This is a genomic window from Rhizobium sp. P44RR-XXIV (genome assembly GCF_001999485.2).
In the GTDB taxonomy this organism is placed as follows: domain Bacteria; phylum Pseudomonadota; class Alphaproteobacteria; order Rhizobiales; family Rhizobiaceae; genus Rhizobium.
Window position 1 is genome coordinate 349927 of sequence record NZ_MPVZ02000029.1, and the last position, 18917, is coordinate 368843.

Annotated in this window: 16 protein-coding genes; 7 read left to right on the forward strand and 9 right to left on the reverse strand. The window is 59.4% G+C overall.

Going from position 1 to position 18917, the window contains the following annotated elements:
- The first annotated feature begins 71 nt into the window (after positions 1-71).
- Positions 72-968: a helix-turn-helix domain-containing protein gene (locus BSK43_RS27700; RefSeq protein ID WP_077467964.1), complete on the forward strand. Its 897-nt coding sequence runs from the start codon at positions 72-74 to the stop codon at positions 966-968.
- Positions 969-986: 18 nt separating this feature from the next.
- On the opposite strand, the gene BSK43_RS27705 is transcribed toward BSK43_RS27700, so the two are convergent.
- Positions 987-1811 carry an AraC family transcriptional regulator gene (locus tag BSK43_RS27705; protein ID WP_077467965.1) on the reverse strand — a complete coding sequence of 275 codons (825 nt, stop codon included), beginning with the start codon at positions 1809-1811 and terminating at the stop codon, positions 987-989.
- A gap of 97 nt (positions 1812-1908) precedes the next feature.
- Between BSK43_RS27705 and BSK43_RS27710 the strand changes: the two genes are divergently transcribed.
- Positions 1909-2838 (forward strand): phytanoyl-CoA dioxygenase family protein, encoded by a 930-nt coding sequence (locus BSK43_RS27710; protein WP_077467966.1) that lies wholly within the window; start codon positions 1909-1911, stop codon positions 2836-2838.
- Between the two features lie 21 nt (positions 2839-2859).
- Here the strand turns inward: BSK43_RS27710 and BSK43_RS27715 are convergent, their stop codons facing one another.
- Entirely contained in the window at positions 2860-3624 is a 765-nt protein-coding gene (locus BSK43_RS27715) for a putative nucleotide-diphospho-sugar transferase (protein WP_246662711.1), read from the reverse strand.
- A gap of 640 nt (positions 3625-4264) precedes the next feature.
- On the opposite strand from BSK43_RS27715, the gene sfnG reads away from it, so the two are divergent.
- The 4 genes from sfnG (at position 4265) to BSK43_RS27735 (ending at position 9055) form a co-directional block, all read left to right on the forward strand.
- Complete coding sequence (sfnG, locus tag BSK43_RS27720) at positions 4265-5374, forward strand: dimethylsulfone monooxygenase SfnG (protein ID WP_077467967.1); 1110 nt, start codon at positions 4265-4267, stop codon at positions 5372-5374.
- Between the two features lie 362 nt (positions 5375-5736).
- Complete coding sequence (locus tag BSK43_RS27725) at positions 5737-7368, forward strand: Na+/H+ antiporter (protein WP_077467968.1); 1632 nt, start codon at positions 5737-5739, stop codon at positions 7366-7368.
- A gap of 102 nt (positions 7369-7470) precedes the next feature.
- Positions 7471-7761 carry a hypothetical protein gene (locus BSK43_RS27730; RefSeq protein ID WP_068393287.1) on the forward strand — a complete coding sequence of 97 codons (291 nt, stop codon included), beginning with the start codon at positions 7471-7473 and terminating at the stop codon, positions 7759-7761.
- Positions 7762-8011: 250 nt separating this feature from the next.
- On the forward strand, positions 8012-9055 hold the full coding sequence (locus BSK43_RS27735; protein WP_169055475.1) for an FUSC family protein: 1044 nt from the start codon (positions 8012-8014) through the stop codon (positions 9053-9055).
- A 42-nt stretch (positions 9056-9097) separates the two neighbouring features.
- Here the strand turns inward: BSK43_RS27735 and manD are convergent, their stop codons facing one another.
- Both manD and BSK43_RS27745 read right to left on the reverse strand, forming a co-directional pair.
- Positions 9098-10300 carry a D-mannonate dehydratase ManD gene (gene manD / locus BSK43_RS27740; RefSeq protein ID WP_068393284.1) on the reverse strand — a complete coding sequence of 401 codons (1203 nt, stop codon included), beginning with the start codon at positions 10298-10300 and terminating at the stop codon, positions 9098-9100.
- A gap of 29 nt (positions 10301-10329) precedes the next feature.
- A complete protein-coding gene (locus BSK43_RS27745; RefSeq protein WP_077467970.1) occupies positions 10330-11643 on the reverse strand; it encodes an MFS transporter in 1314 nt (437 codons plus the stop codon).
- A gap of 106 nt (positions 11644-11749) precedes the next feature.
- Here BSK43_RS27745 and BSK43_RS27750 point away from each other — a divergent pair, with 106 nt between their 5' ends.
- Positions 11750-12532 carry a GntR family transcriptional regulator gene (locus tag BSK43_RS27750; protein ID WP_169055476.1) on the forward strand — a complete coding sequence of 261 codons (783 nt, stop codon included), beginning with the start codon at positions 11750-11752 and terminating at the stop codon, positions 12530-12532.
- Positions 12533-12618: 86 nt separating this feature from the next.
- Here BSK43_RS27750 and ugpC read toward each other — a convergent pair whose 3' ends face one another.
- The 5 genes from ugpC to BSK43_RS27775 are packed head-to-tail and all read right to left on the reverse strand — an operon-like array spanning position 12619 to position 18908.
- A complete protein-coding gene (gene ugpC, locus BSK43_RS27755) occupies positions 12619-13722 on the reverse strand; it encodes a sn-glycerol-3-phosphate ABC transporter ATP-binding protein UgpC (protein WP_077467972.1) in 1104 nt (367 codons plus the stop codon).
- Positions 13722-15830 (reverse strand): ADP-ribosylglycohydrolase family protein, encoded by a 2109-nt coding sequence (locus tag BSK43_RS27760; RefSeq protein ID WP_077467973.1) that lies wholly within the window; start codon positions 15828-15830, stop codon positions 13722-13724. The genes ugpC and BSK43_RS27760 overlap by 1 nt, the downstream gene beginning before the upstream one ends.
- A 30-nt stretch (positions 15831-15860) precedes the next feature.
- Positions 15861-16694 (reverse strand): carbohydrate ABC transporter permease, encoded by an 834-nt coding sequence (locus BSK43_RS27765; protein ID WP_077467974.1) that lies wholly within the window; start codon positions 16692-16694, stop codon positions 15861-15863.
- Positions 16691-17536: a sugar ABC transporter permease gene (locus BSK43_RS27770; protein WP_077467975.1), complete on the reverse strand. Its 846-nt coding sequence runs from the start codon at positions 17534-17536 to the stop codon at positions 16691-16693. The genes BSK43_RS27765 and BSK43_RS27770 overlap by 4 nt, the downstream gene beginning before the upstream one ends.
- Before the next feature lie 52 nt (positions 17537-17588).
- Positions 17589-18908: an extracellular solute-binding protein gene (locus tag BSK43_RS27775; RefSeq protein WP_077467976.1), complete on the reverse strand. Its 1320-nt coding sequence runs from the start codon at positions 18906-18908 to the stop codon at positions 17589-17591.
- Positions 18909-18917: the final 9 nt, after the last annotated feature.

Sequence of the window (18917 nt, forward strand, 5' to 3'; positions counted from 1 at the left end):
GACCGATGCTACGTTTCTGCCGCGGCATCGGCCATGGACAAAGGAGGCAATTCGCTGGTACTTTTTCCGACATGTCGCTGAAAAACGAAATCCCGAATTTCTTTGTCTATGGCGAGCCGAGCCGCGCGCTCGACGTCGGATTCCTGCATGTCGAAACAGTCATGGACCGAAAAACGCTGCATTTCGGGCATGTGGCTTCCCATAAACATCCGTCGATGGGGCAGATCACATACTGGTACAAGGGCGGTGGTCATTATCGGATCGAGGACCGGACTTGGAATTTTTCCGCTCCGACCATCAGTTTCGTGCCCAGCAACATCATCCACGGATTCGAGGTTGACGATCAATCGGATGCCATTGTCGTATCCATATCGGACGATACGCTGAAGGCGCTTGCACCCCAGGTGGACGTCAGCCTGGACATGCCGACTTTTCTGACAGGCCGGCCGGAGGATCCGTCATGGCAGAAGCTTGGTGTGCTGCTGGAGATGATCAGCGTCGAATACAGGGAGCGCGGCGGGCAAAGCGAAAAAGTCATGCTGGGATTGATCGGGGTCGTGCTGTCTCTGATGAGCAGGCTCGGCGGCAGCGCCGCGCTGCCATCGGCCTCACCCATGGTCACCCTTGCCCTATCGCTGCGCAGCGCCGTCGATCGGCATTACAAGAGCGATTGGCCGGTTGGCCGCTATGTCGAGCTGCTTGCGACGACGCCGCATCTGCTTGACAAGGCATGTCGCGAGGTTTTCGGGCTCACCGTCAAGGAGATGCTGCTCGAGCGGCGGCTGCTGGAGGCCAAGCGACTATTGATGTTCACCATCCGCTCTGTCGAAGATATCGGCCGCGAGGTGGGGTTCGAGGATCCGGCCTATTTTTCGCGGTTTTTCCGCAAGCGGATGGGAGAAGCGCCGGCAGCATGGCGGCGGCGGAATTTGGAGCGTGGTCCTGCCGGCCGGGATGACGAGGCGTAAACGGCGGCTTTGGGTTAATCAGCTTCTCCGGTAGCGGGTGCGGAATTCGCGCGGCGTGCAGTTTTCCCGCCCGTGAAACAGCCGCGAGAAGTAGAATGCATCGTCAAACCCGATCCTGGAGGCGATGATCTCGATCTTGTCATCCGTCGTCGCCAGCAGTTGCTTGGCGTGGTCCATGCGCACCCGAAGCTGGAAGCCTTTCGGCGGCAGCCCGACTTCCGTCGCCACCTTCCGGCGCAGCGTTGCGGGCGATATGCCGTATTCGGCGGCGAAGGCCGTCATGTCCAGAGGTTCCGTTGCTCGCCTGCGCAGGGCCTCGATGATCTCGACGATGTCAGGCCCTTCATGTGGAGAAGGAGTTATTCCGCTCGGTTGGCGGGCTGACAGAATGACGATCTGGTGCAGTGCCGATGCAGCTGAGGCTCTGGCGAGATTGGTGTCCTCCAGGAGATCGGCGTGAAGGCCGCTGAACAGACGCTGCAGGCGATCGAGATTGCGGAGGGGGATAAGCGGAGATTGTTCGCTGATCAGCCGCAGACGTAGGAAGTCGCGCACCAAAGAGCCCTCGAAAAGCGCCCATCGCTCGCTCCAGCCATCCTCATCCGGCCCATATGAATGTTGGCGGTTTGGAAAGAGCCAGAAGAGGGCCGGCCCCTTCACGCTCTGCCGGCCGACGGCCTCGGTTTCGAGGAATCCTTGGCCATGCTCCACCAGGACGGCAGCATAGCTCGGCAATTTTCGTGTCTTCACCGAATGCGTGACATGCTGCCTGCCGCTGCCGGTAACAGCCAGCCCTCCCATGGTTGCGAGAGGTGAGCGATAGATAGCATTCGTCGTTTTCATGGTGAGCGAAAAGTCCAGTATTATTTTCCTCCATGTAGGAAATCAGTTTCAGCAGCTAGATTCAACTGGTCTTCAATTCAGATTTCTGGTGAGTGAAATGTCGATTTCCATGCAGACGACGCAAAGCGATGAGGAAAGGTTCAGCCTTGTTGCCAACGGCAAGATCCTGTCGACGGCACCAAATCGGCTCGGTGATCTCACTCCCACCGATCCCGGCATCGGCGTCGCGGCAATCCGCCACCTCTATGAAGAGAATGGCTATGTCTGGCTCAAGGGCTTATTACCGCGACGCGAGGTCATCGAATTCCGTGGCTGGGTGTTCGGTCATCTGGCCAACACCGGATTGATTGCACCGGGAACAGATCCGCGGGATGGGATCGCCTCAGCGATCACGCCGGAGAACAGAGCGGTGGATCGCTATCTGATGTCTCTGGTACGTTCGGTGGCCTATGAGGGCTTCTGTACACAACCCCGCATGGCCCGCTTCATGGACGAATTCCTGGCTGGCATTTCCTATCTGCACAAGCGCAAGATCATGCGCCATGTCCGGCCCGGGACGACGACCGCGACGCCGGCGCATTATGATCTCGTCTATCTGCGTGGCGGCACAAGCAGGGTTGTGACATCCTGGATTCCCATCGGCGATATCCCCACAGAAATGGGCGGCCTGACCTATCTCGAGGGATCGCACGCAATCGGCGCGAGGATGGAGCGTGAGTTCAACGAGCGGAACGGAGATCTCAGCCCCGAGGAACGCGTAAGTGCCTATAATCGCAACATGACCGAGGGCGGATGGGTATCGAAGGACCTGCCTGAGATGGCGGAGCGTTTCGACACCCGCTGGCTGATCGCCGACTATGAAGCCGGCGACATCATGCTCCATTCGCCCTTCATGATTCATGCCTCGACCACAAACCAGGACAAGGGCCACCGCCTGCGCCTCTCCACCGATATCCGCTATCAGAACGTCAATGACGAGATCGACGCCCGCTGGAACAACCATTGGAGCCTGGACGACATGCTGTGACTTGAGCCCGCAATTGTCGGCTCAAGCGTAGCCGTTCAAGATACGCTCTATGTCTTCGACCCGGTCGCGCCGGCGCTTGAGGCGCTTGCCGATGCGGCCGAACCAGCGCTTGCGCTTTGTTGCCTCTCGGCTCGCCTGGAGCTGCTCGATGAAGACCTGGCTGACGGCTCCATTCTCGACACGATCGAAGATCCAGCAGAAGGATGCGGGCAATTTAGCCACTCGGAACAGCGGTTGGCCGCTCGCCGCATCTTCGGCTATGATCTGCTCAAGAACGAGCTGATCCCACATCTCTGGATTGGCGAGGCATCCCTGCCGCCAGCGTTCCAGCAGCTGCGCCGCCGCGGGCGTGTCCTTGATGAGGATGGTCGCGCTGATCAGGCGTTGATTGCCTTCGTAGTAGGCGGCGATATCGCAATCGAGCTTGTGGAGTTCCGGCCAGGGATTGCGATGGAAGACAGCATCGACGTCGACATAGAGCAGCGGTCCGCGCAGCCTCGCTCTTTCCTGCAACAGAAAACCTGGTTTCAGCCCGGCATTCAGCACCCAGCTGCCGGCACTCGGCAATGCCATTGCCTGTACCTTGAGGCCGATGCGTTCGGCGGAGCGCGACATGCGCTCCTTTTCCTGTTCGTAAAAACTGCCTTCGGTGAAAAATGCAACGATCGGGCCATCGGTGGCAGTCGTCTTCGATTTACGCTCTGCCAGATCTTGCTCGTTAGGAAAGGGGACGATCAATGCACGCTGCTGGGCTGTCCAGGGGCGGATTTTATTCAGGATATTCAAGAAGGCACCTTTGGGGGTTAGACAGATACGTTCAAATGCCCGCTCGTTTGCCTTCGCAATTCGAGTTCGATGCACTTGTTTCCAAATCCCAACATTTGTGGAGAACTTGCCGGCACCGCCCCTGATGCGCCGCAGGTTCCAAGGACTTTAAGCAGGGTGAGTAGTTTTGTTAGGTCAATTGTAGAAAGGTCACCTCGTTGACGCCGGTCCCGGATTGGCAAATCGCCTGATCTTCGCTAATCGAATGCGCATGTCCGATAATGTTGTCAAATTTGAGCGCCGTCCCAAACCGAAGCCACCGAGACAAACGCCTCCGTGGCTGAAGCGTTTGCTGGCGATCATTATCATTATCGCATTTTTCATAGCGGCCTTCACTTACTTCACCCTGAACGGTGGGGCAACCGGGCCAACATTCTAATCGATCGCCTTCTTAGCTGTTCCCGCTGGTGTTTCGTGGGGATCGAAATTCCGCCATGTGCTTCACTGCTCACATCGTTGAGGCTTTACGAGGCAGCTTTTTCCCGAAATGGCCGAAACTTGGGATGAGTTTGTTCGATATGCCATAAAATCTATAGAGTATATCCGGGTGAGCTGCGGGACCTGATCTTGCTGCTCGGCTGAAGAGCCTTCAAACCGGGAGATGTCAATGAGCGATGTAAACAGAGAGCCTTTGAAGTTCGCCTACTGGGTGCCAAACGTCTCCGGCGGGCTTGTCATCTCGAACATCGAGCAGCGCACGAGCTGGACAATCGACTACAATCGCAAGCTTGCGCAGATCGCCGAAGCGAACGGCTTCGATTATGCGCTGAGCCAGATCCGCTTCACAGCCGGTTACGGCGCCGAATATCAGCATGAATCGGTTGCTTTCAGTCATTCGCTGCTGGAGGCGACGACACGGCTGAAGGTGATCGCGGCTATCCTGCCCGGTCCATGGGCGCCCGCGCTTGCAGCCAAGCAGATCGCTACCATCAACCATCTCACCAACGGCCGTGTTGCGGTCAACATCGTCAGCGGCTGGTTCCGTGGCGAGTTTCATGCCATCGGCGAGCCCTGGCTCGATCATGATGAGCGCTATCGTCGCTCCGAGGAATTCATCCGCGCGCTGCGCGGTATCTGGACCGAGGAAAGCTTCACCTTTCGCGGCGATTTCTATCGCTTCACCGACTATTCCTTGAAGCCGAAGCCGATCGACCCGCAGCCGGAGATCTTCCAGGGCGGTTCGTCGCGTGCGGCGCGCGACATGGCCTCGCGCGTGTCGGATTGGTATTTCACCAATGGCAATACGCCGGAGGAAATCGCCAAGCAGGTCGAGGATATCCAGGCCAAGGCGAGAGACAACGGTCATCATGTGCGCGTTGGCGTCAACGCCTTTGCCATTGTGCGAGATACCGAGGAAGAGGCGAAAGCCGTCCTCGCCGAGATCATCGAGAAGGCCAATCCCGAAGCGGTGAAGGCCTTCGGGCACGAGGTGAAGAATGCCGGCAAGTCTTCGCCTGAGGGTGAAGGCAATTGGGCAAAATCCAGCTTCGAGGATCTGGTGCAGTACAATGACGGCTTCCGCTCGAACCTCATCGGCACGCCGCAGCAGGTGGCCGAACGTATCGTTCGCCTGAAGCAGGCTGGTGCGGATTTGGTCTTGCTAGGCTTCCTGCATTTTCAGGAGGAAGTGGAGTATTTTGGCAAGCAGGTCATTCCGCTGGTGCGCGCACTGGAAGAGGCGGAAGGCACCGTCGCGGTGGCGGCGGAATAGGTTTCTTCCGTGCTCCGAAGCTGCACTGCTGAATTTTCCGAGGGCTTCGCCTGATCATCTATGGAGACTATTTAAGGTGGGGTCGCCTTCTGCGGGCGGCCCAACCCCATGCCCAAGGCGTTGATAAGACCTCTCTCAATTGCCAGTCACGTTGCTCATCCTATCTGTCTGATCCTGAAGTTTGCCGTTTCGGCGAACGCGGTTCGTTTTGAACTTGCTCTTGTGATCGCAAAAGGCAGACTGCAGTGACCAAATAGCCGGCCGCCATCAATGTTCCTTCTCATTTAGGGCAGCTCTGGGTGAAAGGGCATTTGGCGGCAGATGGCGAAGGTTGCAGGGCATACGGAGCAGAGGGCAGCATAATGGAAATCATCACCACGACCCTCGTCCTTCTTCTGGCGATCGTCGTTAGTGGCGCAGTTTCCCGTGCGATACCGATTGTCCTGCCGCTGCCGCTTATTCAGATTGCGCTTGGAGCAGTCATCGGGCTGTCGGCCAATCTCAGCGTGAGACTGGACCCCGAGATTTTCTTCCTGCTGTTTCTGCCGCCGCTACTTTTCCTGGACGGGTGGCGGATTCCGGCCGACGAGCTTCGGCAGGACATGAATATCGTCGTGGAGTTGGCCCTGGGGCTGGTGATTTTCACCGTCGTCGGCGCCGGCCTCCTCGTTCATTGGATGATCCCTGCGATGCCGCTTCCAGTTGCCTTCGCGCTGGCGGCCGTCATCTCCCCGACTGACCCCATTGCCGTTTCGGCAATTGCGCAAAGGGTGCCGATCCCGCCCCGGATGATGCACATACTCGAGGGCGAATCCCTTCTGAATGATGCGTCGGGCCTAGTCTGCCTCAGGTTTGCGATTGCCGCGGCGCTGACGGGCAGTTTCTCGCTCTACGACGCCACGCTGAGCTTTCTCTGGACTGCAATCGGCGGCCTGGCGATCGGTGTCAGCGTCACCTGGGCCATCACCTGGCTGAGCACGCGAGTTTCGTTGCGTTATGGTGAGGAGAGCGGCTCGCAGATTCTGGTCAGTATCCTCATACCCTTTGCGGCATATCTCCTTGCAGAACAGGTTCATTGCTCCGGCATTCTGGCTGCAGTTTCGGCGGGGACGACCATGAGCGTGGTTGAGAATTCCGGGCGCGCGATGGCGGCAACCCGCGTTCGCCAGCGCGCGGTATGGGATATGATCCAGTTCGCCGCGAACGGCACCATCTTCGTGCTTCTCGGCGAGCAACTTCCGTCGATCGCGGCAAGAGCCTCGGCAACGGTTCAGGTGACGGGGCATCACGAATTCTGGTGGCTCGCGGCCTATGTTGTCGGGCTCACATTCGGTCTTGTCGCGCTACGTTTCACCTGGGTCTGGCTGTCGCTTCATCTGACGCTCTTCCGCCAGAGGCGGCAGCGGCAGACGTCCCCGAACTGGCGTATCCTGGCGGCGTTTTCGTTCGCGGGTGTTCGCGGCGCCATCACGCTTGCCGGTGTGTTGACCTTGCCTCTCGCGATGAGCGACGGTTCGCCCTTTCCGGCTCGTGATCTCGCCATTTGCCTTGCCATGGGCGTGATCATCATGTCGTTGATAACGGCAGCACTGTTCCTTCCGCCGTTGCTCAAGAATCTCGAGCTTCCGAAAGATACGAAGCATGAGGAGGACGAGGCGGCGGCCAGGGTCGATGCCGCCCGTGCGGCGATCACAGAAATAGCCCGTCTGCAGCATTCGCTGTCAAAGGGCCATGATGATGCGGACCTCTATGTGGACGTGGCGGCGAGGGTCATGGAGCTCTACCGCGAGCGCATCCGCAACCAATCCGGTGAGGGCGAAGAGCTGGAGCTTTCCAAGCGTATGACCCGCATCGAGATGGAGTTGCGACTGGCCGCGGTCCGGGCAGAGCGCAGCGAGATCTTTCGAAAGCTCCGTGCAAAACAGCTCGGCAACGAAATCGCGACCAAACTCGTGCGGGAGCTGGATATGTTGGAGGCACGGTACGCCGGCTGAAATTTCAAGATCTTGTATCCGGATTTCTCCCTTCTTAGCTGTAGGTTACCGAGGCTTCATGAGCTCGGTCACCGTCACGTCTAATCGGAGTGAGTGATCAAAATGGAAGACAGAACGAAATCTATCGAAACCCTGAGCGCCGAAGAGCGCGAGGAAATCCTGATCGATGTCGCTCGGACATTGGAAGGTGCTGCGCGTGAAGCATTGGTCGAAGGCGACCAGAAGTTCGCGGAATTTTCACGCAATATGGCGGAAGCGATCCGCATCAACGCCGATGAGCTTGCCCATGAGGACCCTGAGAACGCTGATAAGGTGTTCCAGCAGGCGAGCGAAGTCATCTCGCACTTCAAGGTAACCCATCCGTACCGGTTGATCAGCACGGCTGTTCACTAACCGTGGCAGCGCGCTATTTGCGGTCATGACAAAGGCGTGGAATGGGGCAGGTGTCCCAGTCCGCGCTTCTTCCACATCGCAAGAAATGCTGCCATGGTGGAAGTCGGATGCGGTTCATAGCGTCTGCACTGCAGCAGGGAGGGGCAAGACCCGAACGGCCATTGTCAACACACGTTTCCATGCGGAAAGTTGCGCGATGACCGAGCCGGAATCTCGTCAAAGCGGGCCTCCGTCTCCGCCGAAAACCTCATTGATCCAGACGAAGCGCGCGGCGATACAGGCGCTGCGGGTGATGATTGCCTGCACGGTCACCTATAGCATCACCCAATTCCTCAATCTTCAGCAGGGCTATTGGGCCGTCTTCACGGTGCTGATCGTCATGCAAACATCGGTCGGTGCCACGGCCGGCATGGCTGTCGACCGTCTGGTAGCGACGATCGCCGGCGCAGTGCTTGGCGGCGCAGCGGTATTGCTGACGCCGCATGAGCCGCTAGCCATCGGGATAGCCCTTATTTTCGTCGTCGGGATCGCCAGCTTCGCCTCGATGCGCGCACCGCGCCTGCGTAATGCCGGCTTGACCGCGGCGATCGTCATGCTGACCCACTCCCAGGCGGTTCCGGTCGAGGTCTTCATGATCGACCGCATTGCCGAGATCACGCTGGGCGGCGTTGTCGGCGTCCTTGCCAGCCTGTTCATCCTGCCAACCCGGTCACGCACCGTCGTGCTCGATCGCTTCGCATCGGCACTCGACGTGACGGCACAGATACTGCGAACTTTGGCGGCTGCCGTGGAAAAGGGGGAGGCGGTGTCGGCGACGGAGGCGAATATCGGGCTGCGACAGTCCCTTATGGCCGCCGAGGGGCTACTGGCCGATGCGCAGCGCGAACGCGCGCTTTGGCTCGCAAGGCAGGGCATATCCGACGCCATCCCGCGCTCGCTGTGGCGTATTCGCAATGACATGACCTATGTCAGTCATCTGGTGGAAACGCCATTTCCGGCCGAGGTGGTGAACGCCATCGGGCCGCAGGCCGCGCAGGTTTTGCGCTCGCAGGCAGGCTTTGCCGAGGCTTGCGGCAAGGCTATGCGCAGCGGCGGCGAGATCGATTCAGAGCTCCTGACCGAAGCCGATAGTAGCCTTGCCGCAGCCTTCGAAGTGTTTCAACATTCCGAGGCTGCCCAGTCGATCAGCTTTAGCGATACAGGCCGCCTGTTCGGCCTTGACTTCACATTGGGCCGCATGCGCCAGAATTTTCTGGATCTTGCCGATCGTATCCGCGAAGGGCAGGGCAACTGACGACGATCGGCCGGCCTGGACAAGCCGGCCGATCGCAGGAAATTACCAGCTCCAGAGCGTTCCATCCGAAAGCCGGGCAACATCGAGATAGGCGCGTCTATAGGGGTATTTCTCTGCCGCCTTCTCGTCGATATCGACGCCATGTCCCGGCTTTTCACCGCTATAGAGATAACCATCCTTCAGGTGCCATTCGTGCGGAAAGACATTCTTGGCTTCGTCGGGATGGAAGGCATATTCCTGGATGCCGAAATTCGGCACCCAGCGATCGAAATGCAGCGCCGCACCCATGGTGATCGGCGACATGTCGGCCGCGCCATGGCAGGCCGTGCGGATGTGGTAGAGGCCGGCGAGATCGGCGATGCGCCGCACATGGGTGATGCCGCCGGCATGCAGCGGCGTCGTGCGGATATAGTCGATCAGCTGCTCCTGGATCAGCTGGCGGCAATCATGGATTGAGTTGAAAACCTCGCCGAGCGCGAGCGGCGTGGTCGAATGCTGGCGGATGAGACGATAGGATTCCTGGTTCTCGGCTGGAACCGCATCCTCGAGCCAGAAGAGCTTGTGACGCTCGACTTCCTTCGCAAGGCCTGCCGCTTCCTGCGGCGTCAGGCGATGATGGACGTCATGCAGCAGATGCAGCTCGTAGCCGAAGCGGTCACGCAGATGGTCGAGAAGCTGCGGCAGAAAACGAAGATAGGCCGGCGTGTCCCAGAGCGTCTCACGCGGCTTGTCCTCGGCCTGCGCCAGGGAACCGACCTTTTCGACGCCGTAAGTGATCGGCAGGCCGGGGACGGCGCTTTGCACGCGGATCGCCTTCCAGCCTTCCTCCTTGAAGGCGGCAACCTTGTCGGCCGTTTCTTCGATCGTTTCGCCATTTGCGTGGGTATAGGTCAGCATGTGGGTGCGGCTGGCACCGCCCAGTAGTTGGTAAAGCGGCATATTCGCCGCCTTGGCCTTAATGTCCCAAAGCGCCACGTCGACAGCCGCGATCGCTGCCATGGTGATGGGACCACGGCGCCAATAGGCGCCCTTGTAGAAATACTGCCAGATGTCCTCGATCTGCGAGGCGTCGCGACCGATCAGGCAGGGGACGAGGTGATCCTGGAGATAGGAGGCTACGGCCAGTTCGCGGCCGTTCACCGTGGCGTCGCCGATTCCGTAAATGCCCTCGTCCGTCTCGATCTTGAGCGTGACGAAGTTACGGCCGGGCGAGCAGACGATGACCTTCGCATTGGTGATTTTCATGGGAAACCTTTCTTGGTCTTTAGGCGAAATCAGGCCTTCGGATCGGGGATCTGCTCGATGCGGCCGAGCACGAAGACGTAGGAGACGATGCCGATTGCCAGCATGACGCCGGCCAGAAGGAAGGCGCGGCTGAAGGATTGCGTGGCACCGACGATGAAGCCGGTGATGATCGGCGCGGCAATGCCGGTAACGCTGTTGAGGAAGTTCATGATGCCGCCGATGGTAGCCGCACCACCCTTTGGCGCAATCAGCGACGGGATCGACCAGCCGGCCGGAGCAGCGGCGGCGAGCCCGCTCAGGGAAACCGTGATCCAGAAGATCGCCCAATAGGGATCGGCCGTCAGCCCTGCGCCGACAACGGCAAGGCCCATCAGCATGCCGAAGACGATGATCGTCTTGCGCACCTGCGATTCGTCATGACCCTTGCGGATGAGATGGTCGATCAGCCAGCCGCCGATCAGGAGATCCGAAGCGGTGGCAAAGATCCACGGGATCGTCGTGAAGGTTGCCGATTTCAGGATATCCATATGCATCTCCTTCACCAGATAATCCGGCAGCCAGAAGATGAAGAGGGCGAAGGCGTAGCCATAGGCGGCAAAGCCGATCGAAAGGCCCCAGACCTTGCGATTGCGCAGGAGATAGCCGAGCATCCCGACGGCATTGGCAGCAGCTTCGCCTTCCTGGGCGGCTCCGCCGGCCTTGAGATAGGTCCGCTCCTCACTCGACAGGTTCTTGTCGGCGCTCGGATCGCGATAGAACAGCCAGAACATCGCGAAGAAGACGAAGCTGATGATGGCTGTGGCGACGAAGCCACCGCGCCAGCCGAAATGCAGCATCAGGAACGCAACCAGCGGGATGGCGATGACGTTGGAAAACTTCGCGGCGGCATCAAAGAGAGCCGTTGCGAGACCCCGTTCATGGCGCGGGAACCAATAGCCCGTCGCCTTGGAATTGGCCGGAAAGCCTGGGGTCTCCGCCACGCCGAGAAGCATGCGGGATAGAAAGAGCGTCGACATGCCCGTCGAAAAGGCCGTGATCACCGAGGCGATGCCCCAGGAGAAAGTGCTCCAGCGCATGACGCGCTGGACACCGAAACGATCGAGCAGCATGCCCACGGGGATTTGCAGAAAGCCGTAGGTCCAGCCGAAGGCGCTGAACAGGATGCCCATCTCCGCCGGCCCGATGTGAAACTCATCCTGGATGAGCGGCGAGGCGACGGTGAGATTCACCCGATCAAAGTAATTGACGAGAACGCCGATCGCGAGCAGCCCGGCAATCCACCAGCGGCGATTGGTGGATGGGCGCTGTAGAGCTTCGGCAGTGGTTGTGTGTTCGATTGTCATAATTCCTCCCCTTATGAAATATCACGCTAGTAATCTGAAATTTCACATGAGGCAATAAATTTGATATATGCAGCCGAAAGTCAATGCCGATCCCTGTGGATCGGATATGAGAAGCGACGGCCAGGCCGGGCGAGAGAAGATCGACAGCGCGATGACAAAGAAAGAGAAGCAGCCCCGGAGCCTGTCTGAGGAAGCCTATGATCGCCTCGAAAGCATGATCGTTTCGACGGAGCTGCTGCCCGGCGCGCGCTACACGATCCAGCAGTTGCAACAGCAATCCGGCCTCGGCCGCACGCCCGTTCACGATGCGGTAAAGCGCCTTTCCAGCAACCAGCTCATTCACGTCAGCCCGCGCTCGGGCCTGCGTGTAGCACCGGTCAATCTGGCGCAGGAGAGGACATTGCTGCCCCTGCGCACGGAGATGGAAGTGATCGGCTGCGGGCTGGCGAGCGAGCGGGCGACGCCACAGGATCACATGATCCTCAGAACCTTCATCGCGGATATGGAGGCTTCAAAGGCCGATCTCAGCCTTGAACGGTTCAACTTCACCGATCGGCTACTCAACAAGGCAATCCTGACGGCATCCGGGGAGCCGCTTCTCGCCAACACGCTCATCCCGCTTCAAACGCTCTATCGCCGCACCGGCTGGATATTCCATACCTATCTCGGTCCTAATGCGTCGATGGAAACGATGATCGAGAGCCATATTTCGCTGCTCCGTCTCATCGTGTCCGGAGATCGCGCCCGCACGGAGAAGTTTGTGCGGGAGATGATGGTCGATCTCGGCGAGATGCTGCTGCACGTGCGCCAGTCGATCGATCCCGCAACGCTCGACGTCAGTCTGGCCGAGATGTCCGTGCGAACGGGAATTGCCGGCCCGATCGCTTGATCTGGCCGGCATTTTGCAAAGCTCTGCGCGGTGTCCGTGGGGTAGCAGCGCAAGTGCTTCTATGATTTGCGGCAAAGCCTCCCAGTTCAGGCGTGTTCGAGGATTTTGCCTGTGTTGGCATCGGCGATGCGCCGTCCGTTGGTATCGAACAGGCAGACGCGCTCCGCTTGCGGCTGGAGCCAGACGGTTTCATCGGGCTCGATGCTAATCCGCTCGTGGAACACGATGACGATTGTCTGCTCGCCGACTTTCGCTGTCACTTGCGTTTCCGAACCCAGCGGCTCGACCACGACGACGCGAGCCGGAATGCCCGTGTTGGCAGCCGAGATGGCGAAATATTCCGGGCGAATGCCATAGATAGCATCCGTGCCTGCCATCTCAGCGGCGTCAGCGGGCAGGGGTAGCATGATGCCGTCATTCGTTCTGAAGACGGCCCGGCCGGCGGCATTATCGAAGCGTCCTTTCAACAGATTCATCGCCGGAGATCCGATGAACTCGGCGACGAATGTACTGCGAGGGTTGTCGTATAGCTCCAGTGGCCTGCCGACCTGCTCGATGCGGCCGCCATTCATCACGACGATGCGGTCTGCCATGGTCATCGCCTCGACCTGGTCGTGAGTGACATAGACCGTGGTCGTGGCAAGACGACGATGCAGGCTCTTGATTTCGGCGCGCATGGCCACCCGAAGCTTGGCGTCGAGGTTGGACAGAGGTTCGTCAAACAGGAAGACCTGCGGGTTGCGGACGATCGAACGGCCCATGGCCACGCGCTGCCGCTGCCCGCCTGAAAGTTGGCGCGGATAGCGCCCGAGCAACTCGGTGAGGCCGAGGATTTGCGCCGCCTGCTCCACACGCTTCTGCTTCTCGGCTTTCGGTGCACCGGCGAGCGTCAACGAGAAGGCCATGTTCTCGGCAACCGTCATATGCGGATAGAGCGCATAATTCTGGAAGACCATGGAGATGTCGCGCTGTTTGGGCGGCAAGTCGTTGACCACGCGCCCGCCGATGCTGATCGTGCCGCCACTGATGTCTTCCAGCCCTGCGATCATCCGCAGCAAGGTTGACTTTCCGCAGCCGGAAGGGCCGACGAGAACGACGAATTCTCCATCTGCAATATCGGCGGAGACACCGTGGAGGACATCCACGGCGCCATAGGCCTTGCGTGCCTTGTCTATGGTGACGGTCGCCATCATGCCGCTCCGATCCGGATCTCGTTGGACGACAGAGCGCCTTCATGGACAAGCAGCCCAACGCCGCCATCGCGGAAGGCATCGGAGGAGGTGTCTTCGGCCGTCAGGGACACGCCATCTGCCTCGAAGGTGATGCGTGTGCCCTCCGCCTTGACCTTCATTGCGATGTGCTTCTCGAATTCCGTCTTGAAGGCGATTTCGGCCAGCACCTTGGTATCCTCGTCGCGCACCCGCACGATCTGCATCTTGCCGTCGCGCGTGACGCGAGCGCCGTAATAGCGGCGCAGGCCCTGTGCGCGCACGGCGAGGCCGCCGTAATTGCCGAGGTGGATCATCACGTTGCCGGAGGCCTGATAATCGGTCCATTGGCGCGTGCCGTGGATGATGATGCCTTCGCCGCGGTTCTGCGCGATGCGGAATGCGGCCGGGAAGCGCTTCGAGAAGAAGCTTGCGCCGTTGACCCAGGCCATGCGCCAGAAATCGCCATCGCCGGCCGGGCGCTTGAGCGTGAGGTTCGGTGTCCCATCCCAGCGGATATAATCGACGATCAGCCGTCCGTCGGCGCGCCTGTCGGTGCTTGTTACGACAATGCCGAGCTCGGCGATCGGCTGACCGCCGGTGTCGGGAAGGGTCCATTGGAGCAGAGCTTCAGCGCCAGCCTGAACGACAACCGGCTCTGCGTCGATATCGCGAAGCTGGTCGCGTTCGTCATAGACCCGGATGCGCAGGCGCGCTTCGATCGTGCCGCGATTGCGCTCGTCGGCTTTCACGCGCGCCTTCAGTTTCTGGCCGGAATAGAGGAGCGGCGTCGCCATCAGATCGTAGGTCCGCATGTCGAGCATTTCACGCGGGGAGAAAGTCGGTGTCGTCACGACGGCGCTTTGTGAGGGGCCGAGTGCTTCATAGTCGATAGTCAGCGCGCGGCTGCCTTCGAACTCGGTATTGCCGATGCGGACGGAGTTTGTGGCATCGAGATCCGTCTGCGGACGGAAGCCCTGCTGGCTGCCGGGAAGCGAGAAATGGAATTGCGCACCATTCTTGGGTGCCTCAAGGGAGGGGCGACCCGCCAGCTGCACGCCGAGATTGGCAAGAAAATAGGCCTGGCGGACGGCATCGTTGATGGAGTTGCCGCCGTCGGCTGAGGATATCAGCATCCGGTCGGCGATCGGGCCGCGGAAATCGGGACCTTCCGAGAGGCCGTCGAGCCCGTTCATGATACCAAGCAGGCAGCCGACATTGCCGGCATTGCAGTCGGTATCCCAGCCTGACGTGTTGACGATCATCTGCGCCTTCTGGAAGTCATCAGGTGCATAGAGCACCGACATGATCATCAGCGCATGATTGGGCACGACATGGCAGTTGCCGGGATATTTGTCGTAGCCGTATTTGTCCTGGATCTTCTGGCGTGTATCGCGCCAATCCGGATGAGCCTTATGCCAGGCGCGGATGTCGGCGATCAACCGGGCAATCAAGCTGTCGCTTGGTATCTGCTTCAGGCCGGTATCGATGAGGTGGTCGATGTCGGAGGCAACGAAGGCTTCGGCTTCCATCGCGGCCCAGAGCATAGCGGCGTAGACGGATTCGCCGTCATGGCTGACCTTGCCCGCCTGGTCGGCAAGCCTGGCCGCCAGTTCCGGCTGACCGGGGGCCACCATGGCCCAGCCATCGATGAAGATCTGCGCGCCGATCTGCTCCGCAACGGCCTGACCATTCGTGGCGATCGAGCCGGAATGCGGCGCGGGCACGCCTTTCTTGAGATTGAGCCAGGCGGTGTGCTCGGTGGAATTGCCGTTGCCGCCCCACCAGAGGATGGCGCGTTCCTCGACGATATAGTTAAGCCATGCCTTGCCGATTTCCTCGGCCGAGAGGTCGGGCTTGACGCCATAATCCTCAAGCGCGCGAACAAAAGTGAAAGTGCCGGCTACGTCGTCATCCGTCACAACAAGCGGCTGGTTCAGACGCTCATGCACGTAATATTCGATCGGCCCGAGCTCCTCCATGATCTTCTGATGGGTCCATCCCTCGAAAGGGCGGCCCAGATAGACGCCGATGAGCTTGCCCAGGACGCCTGCATAGACGCGTTCGAGATAGTCGTTCGGAAGCTGCATTGCTCACTCCATATGTACTTGAAAGATGATTCAACCCTTGACCGAGCCGCCGGCCATGCCCTCGATGAAGCGCTTCTGCATGAAGACAAAAAGCACCACGACCGGCACGACGATGATGAGGGCGGCAGCCATGATCTCGCCCCAGTCGGAGCTGTATTGGCCGGACAGGAGAAAGAAGGCGATGACGGCCGTCGTGTTCTCCTGCTTCTGCAGGAAGGTGGTGGCGATCAGGAATTCGTTCCAGGAATTCAACCCGATGATCAGCGCCACGGTCAGAATGCCCGGCGAGACGATGGGGAGCATCACGCGCCAGAAGACCTGCCAATGCGTGGCGCCATCGACGATCGCCGCCTCCTCAAGCTCCTTCGGCACCGCAATGAAATAGGTCCTGAGCAGCATCACGGCGAAGGGGCTGTAAAGGGCGGTATAGATCAGTGCCACGCCGAAGATGTTGTTGATCAGGCCGAGTTTTGCGAAGCCGAAATAGAGCGGGAAGATGTAGAGCTGGATCGGTGCCGTCGTCGTTGCCAGAAGATAGAAGGTGAAGATCTTCCAGCTTTTGATCTTGCGGCGCGCGATCACAAAGGCGGTCAGCGACGAGGTCGAGCAGACGAGCGCGATGGTCGTGCCTGAAACGATCAGCGAATTGATGAAGGTCCTCGAGAATTTCGCGTGGTTCCAAGCATTGGCGAAGTTCTGCCAGCGGATCTGCTGCGGCAGGCCGAGCGGGTTCTGGACGATCTGCGCCGCCGGCTTCAGCGAATTGAGCACCAGAAGGGCGATAGGGAAGAGCGCGATAAAGGCAAAGATGCCCAGAAGGATATAGCAGACCCAGAGGGTCAGGCGGCTTTCGACAAGTCTCATTGCTCGCCCTCCTTGGTTTGGATGCGAACATAGAAGAACGTGCCGACCAGTCCGAACAGGCTGATGACCAACGCTGCGGCTGCCGCCTGTCCGACGTTCAGATCGTAGAAGGCCTTGCGGTAGGCGAGGGTTGAAAGCAGCTCACTCGAAAAGGCCGGACCGCCCTGAGTGAGGATATAGACGAAATCGAAGGCCAGCAGCGACCAGATGACGGTCATGATCATCAACAGCATGATGGTCGGCTTGATGCCGGGAAGCAGCACGTAGCGCATCATCTGGAAATAAGTGGCGCCTTCGATGCGGGCCGCCTCGATCTGCTCTTGCGGCACCTGGCGAAGCGCAGCGTAGAAGATCACGCACAGAAACCCCCACCAATGCCAGAGGTCGACAGTCGCGACACCGAAAAGGGCAAGCGGCGGCTGGGTCAGCGGATTGGGGATCGGCAGGCCATATTTCTTGAGAAGCCCGAAGACGCCGGTGACCGGGCTATAGATCATACCCTGCCAGATGCGGGCGGTAATGGCCGTGGCAATAACGACGGGCAGGAAATAGACGACCTGAAAGAAGTTGCTGCCGCGACGTACGATCAGCAGCATCGAAGCTGCCAGCAGCCCCATGAAGATCGGCACGGTCAGGAAGACCAGCATCCAGATGATGTTGTTGCCAAGTGCCGACCAGAAGACGCGATCGGCGGCCAGGGCACGAAAATTGTCGAGACCCGCAAAGGTAGGAGCCGAAATGCCGTCCCAATTGCAGAATGCGAGCGCCACCGTCAGCAAGGCTGGAACGAGCACGATGGCGACGTTGATGATCATCGTCGGGACGAGATAAAGTCGATGCATGATATCCTCCGGGGAAGGGCGGCGCGCCTTGCGCCGCCCTGCTGTGGTCCAGTTAGACGCGCGGCGGGACCGCGGGCGCCTTGCCGGCGTCGCGTTCCTGCTTGAAGGTCTCGTCAAGCTTCTTGAGGAAGTCGGCTGAGGTGGTTTTCTTGAGCCAGACCTCCTCCATGCCGCTGACCAGATACGTGTCCGTCGCCGGCGGAAGGAAGGTCCAGGTCGTATAGCCATACTTGCCGTCGCTGACGGCGGCAGACAGTTCCTTCATTGCCTCCTCATAGAGAGGCAGCACCTTGTCGGACAATTTGACCTTGGAAAGATCGGCCAGCGGCAGGTTCCATTCGCCCTGCCAGGCGGAATTGATCTTGCTGTAATAGTCATCCGAGAAAATGTAGTCGAGAACTGTGGCTGCTCCATCGGCATTGCTCGATTTGGCATTGACCGACAGTGTCGAGCCGATGCCGAGCGCAAAAATGGGGTCGCCCTTTTCACTGGGGAAGCCGACAAAGCCCGGCTCTGCATTGTTTTGCGGGAAGTAGGTCTGGACGTTGGTAAAGTTCCAAGTGCCGGTCGGAGCCATGCCGGCCTGGCCAGTGGCGACCTGGGCGAAGGCCTGCTCGAGCGTCAATGAGAAGTAGTTTTCGCCGAAGTAGCCCTTGTCCCACCACTCGGCGAGCTTGTCGATCGAATGCACGAAAGCCGGATCGGTCCAGGGGATGGCGCCCGTCAGCGCCTTGTAGACATTCTCCGGGCCTGCGATCGAATTGAATGCGATTGACACGTAATGCTCGTTAGCGGGACGCCAATCGGCATTGCCGGCGCCGAAGGGAACAAGACCCTTGGCCTTCATCTCCTCGGCAAGTGCCTCGAATTCGGCGAGTGTCACCGGCACGTTCCATTTGTTCTGGCTGAACAATGTCTTGTTGTAGAAGAGGCCGAGGGTTTCATAGGTCTTGGCAAGGGCATAGAGCTTGCCGTTATAACGGCCGAGGTCGAGGAAGAGCGGCAGCAGGCGCTCGTTCCACCCGTATTTCTTGGCATAATCGTCCAAAGGCAACAATTGGCCAGCCTGGGCCATGGATGCAACGTAGCTCGGACCGGCCGTGAAGACGACATCGGGGCCGGTGCTGGCCAGCATGGCGACGCGCAGTTGCTTGTCGAGGTCGGAGCCGCGGAAATCGATGCTCAAAAGGTCCTCGGGATGAGCAGCGTTGAACGGATCGACCAGGATATTCTTAAGATTATCCTGGTTTTCCGGCGACGCGGACTCATACCAGAAGGATACGGGTTTCTGATCCGCAGCAAATGCGAGGCGGGACATGAATGGCATGGCGGCAAGGCCGAGGCCGGCCTTCAGAATTGTACGTCTATGCATCGGTTTTCT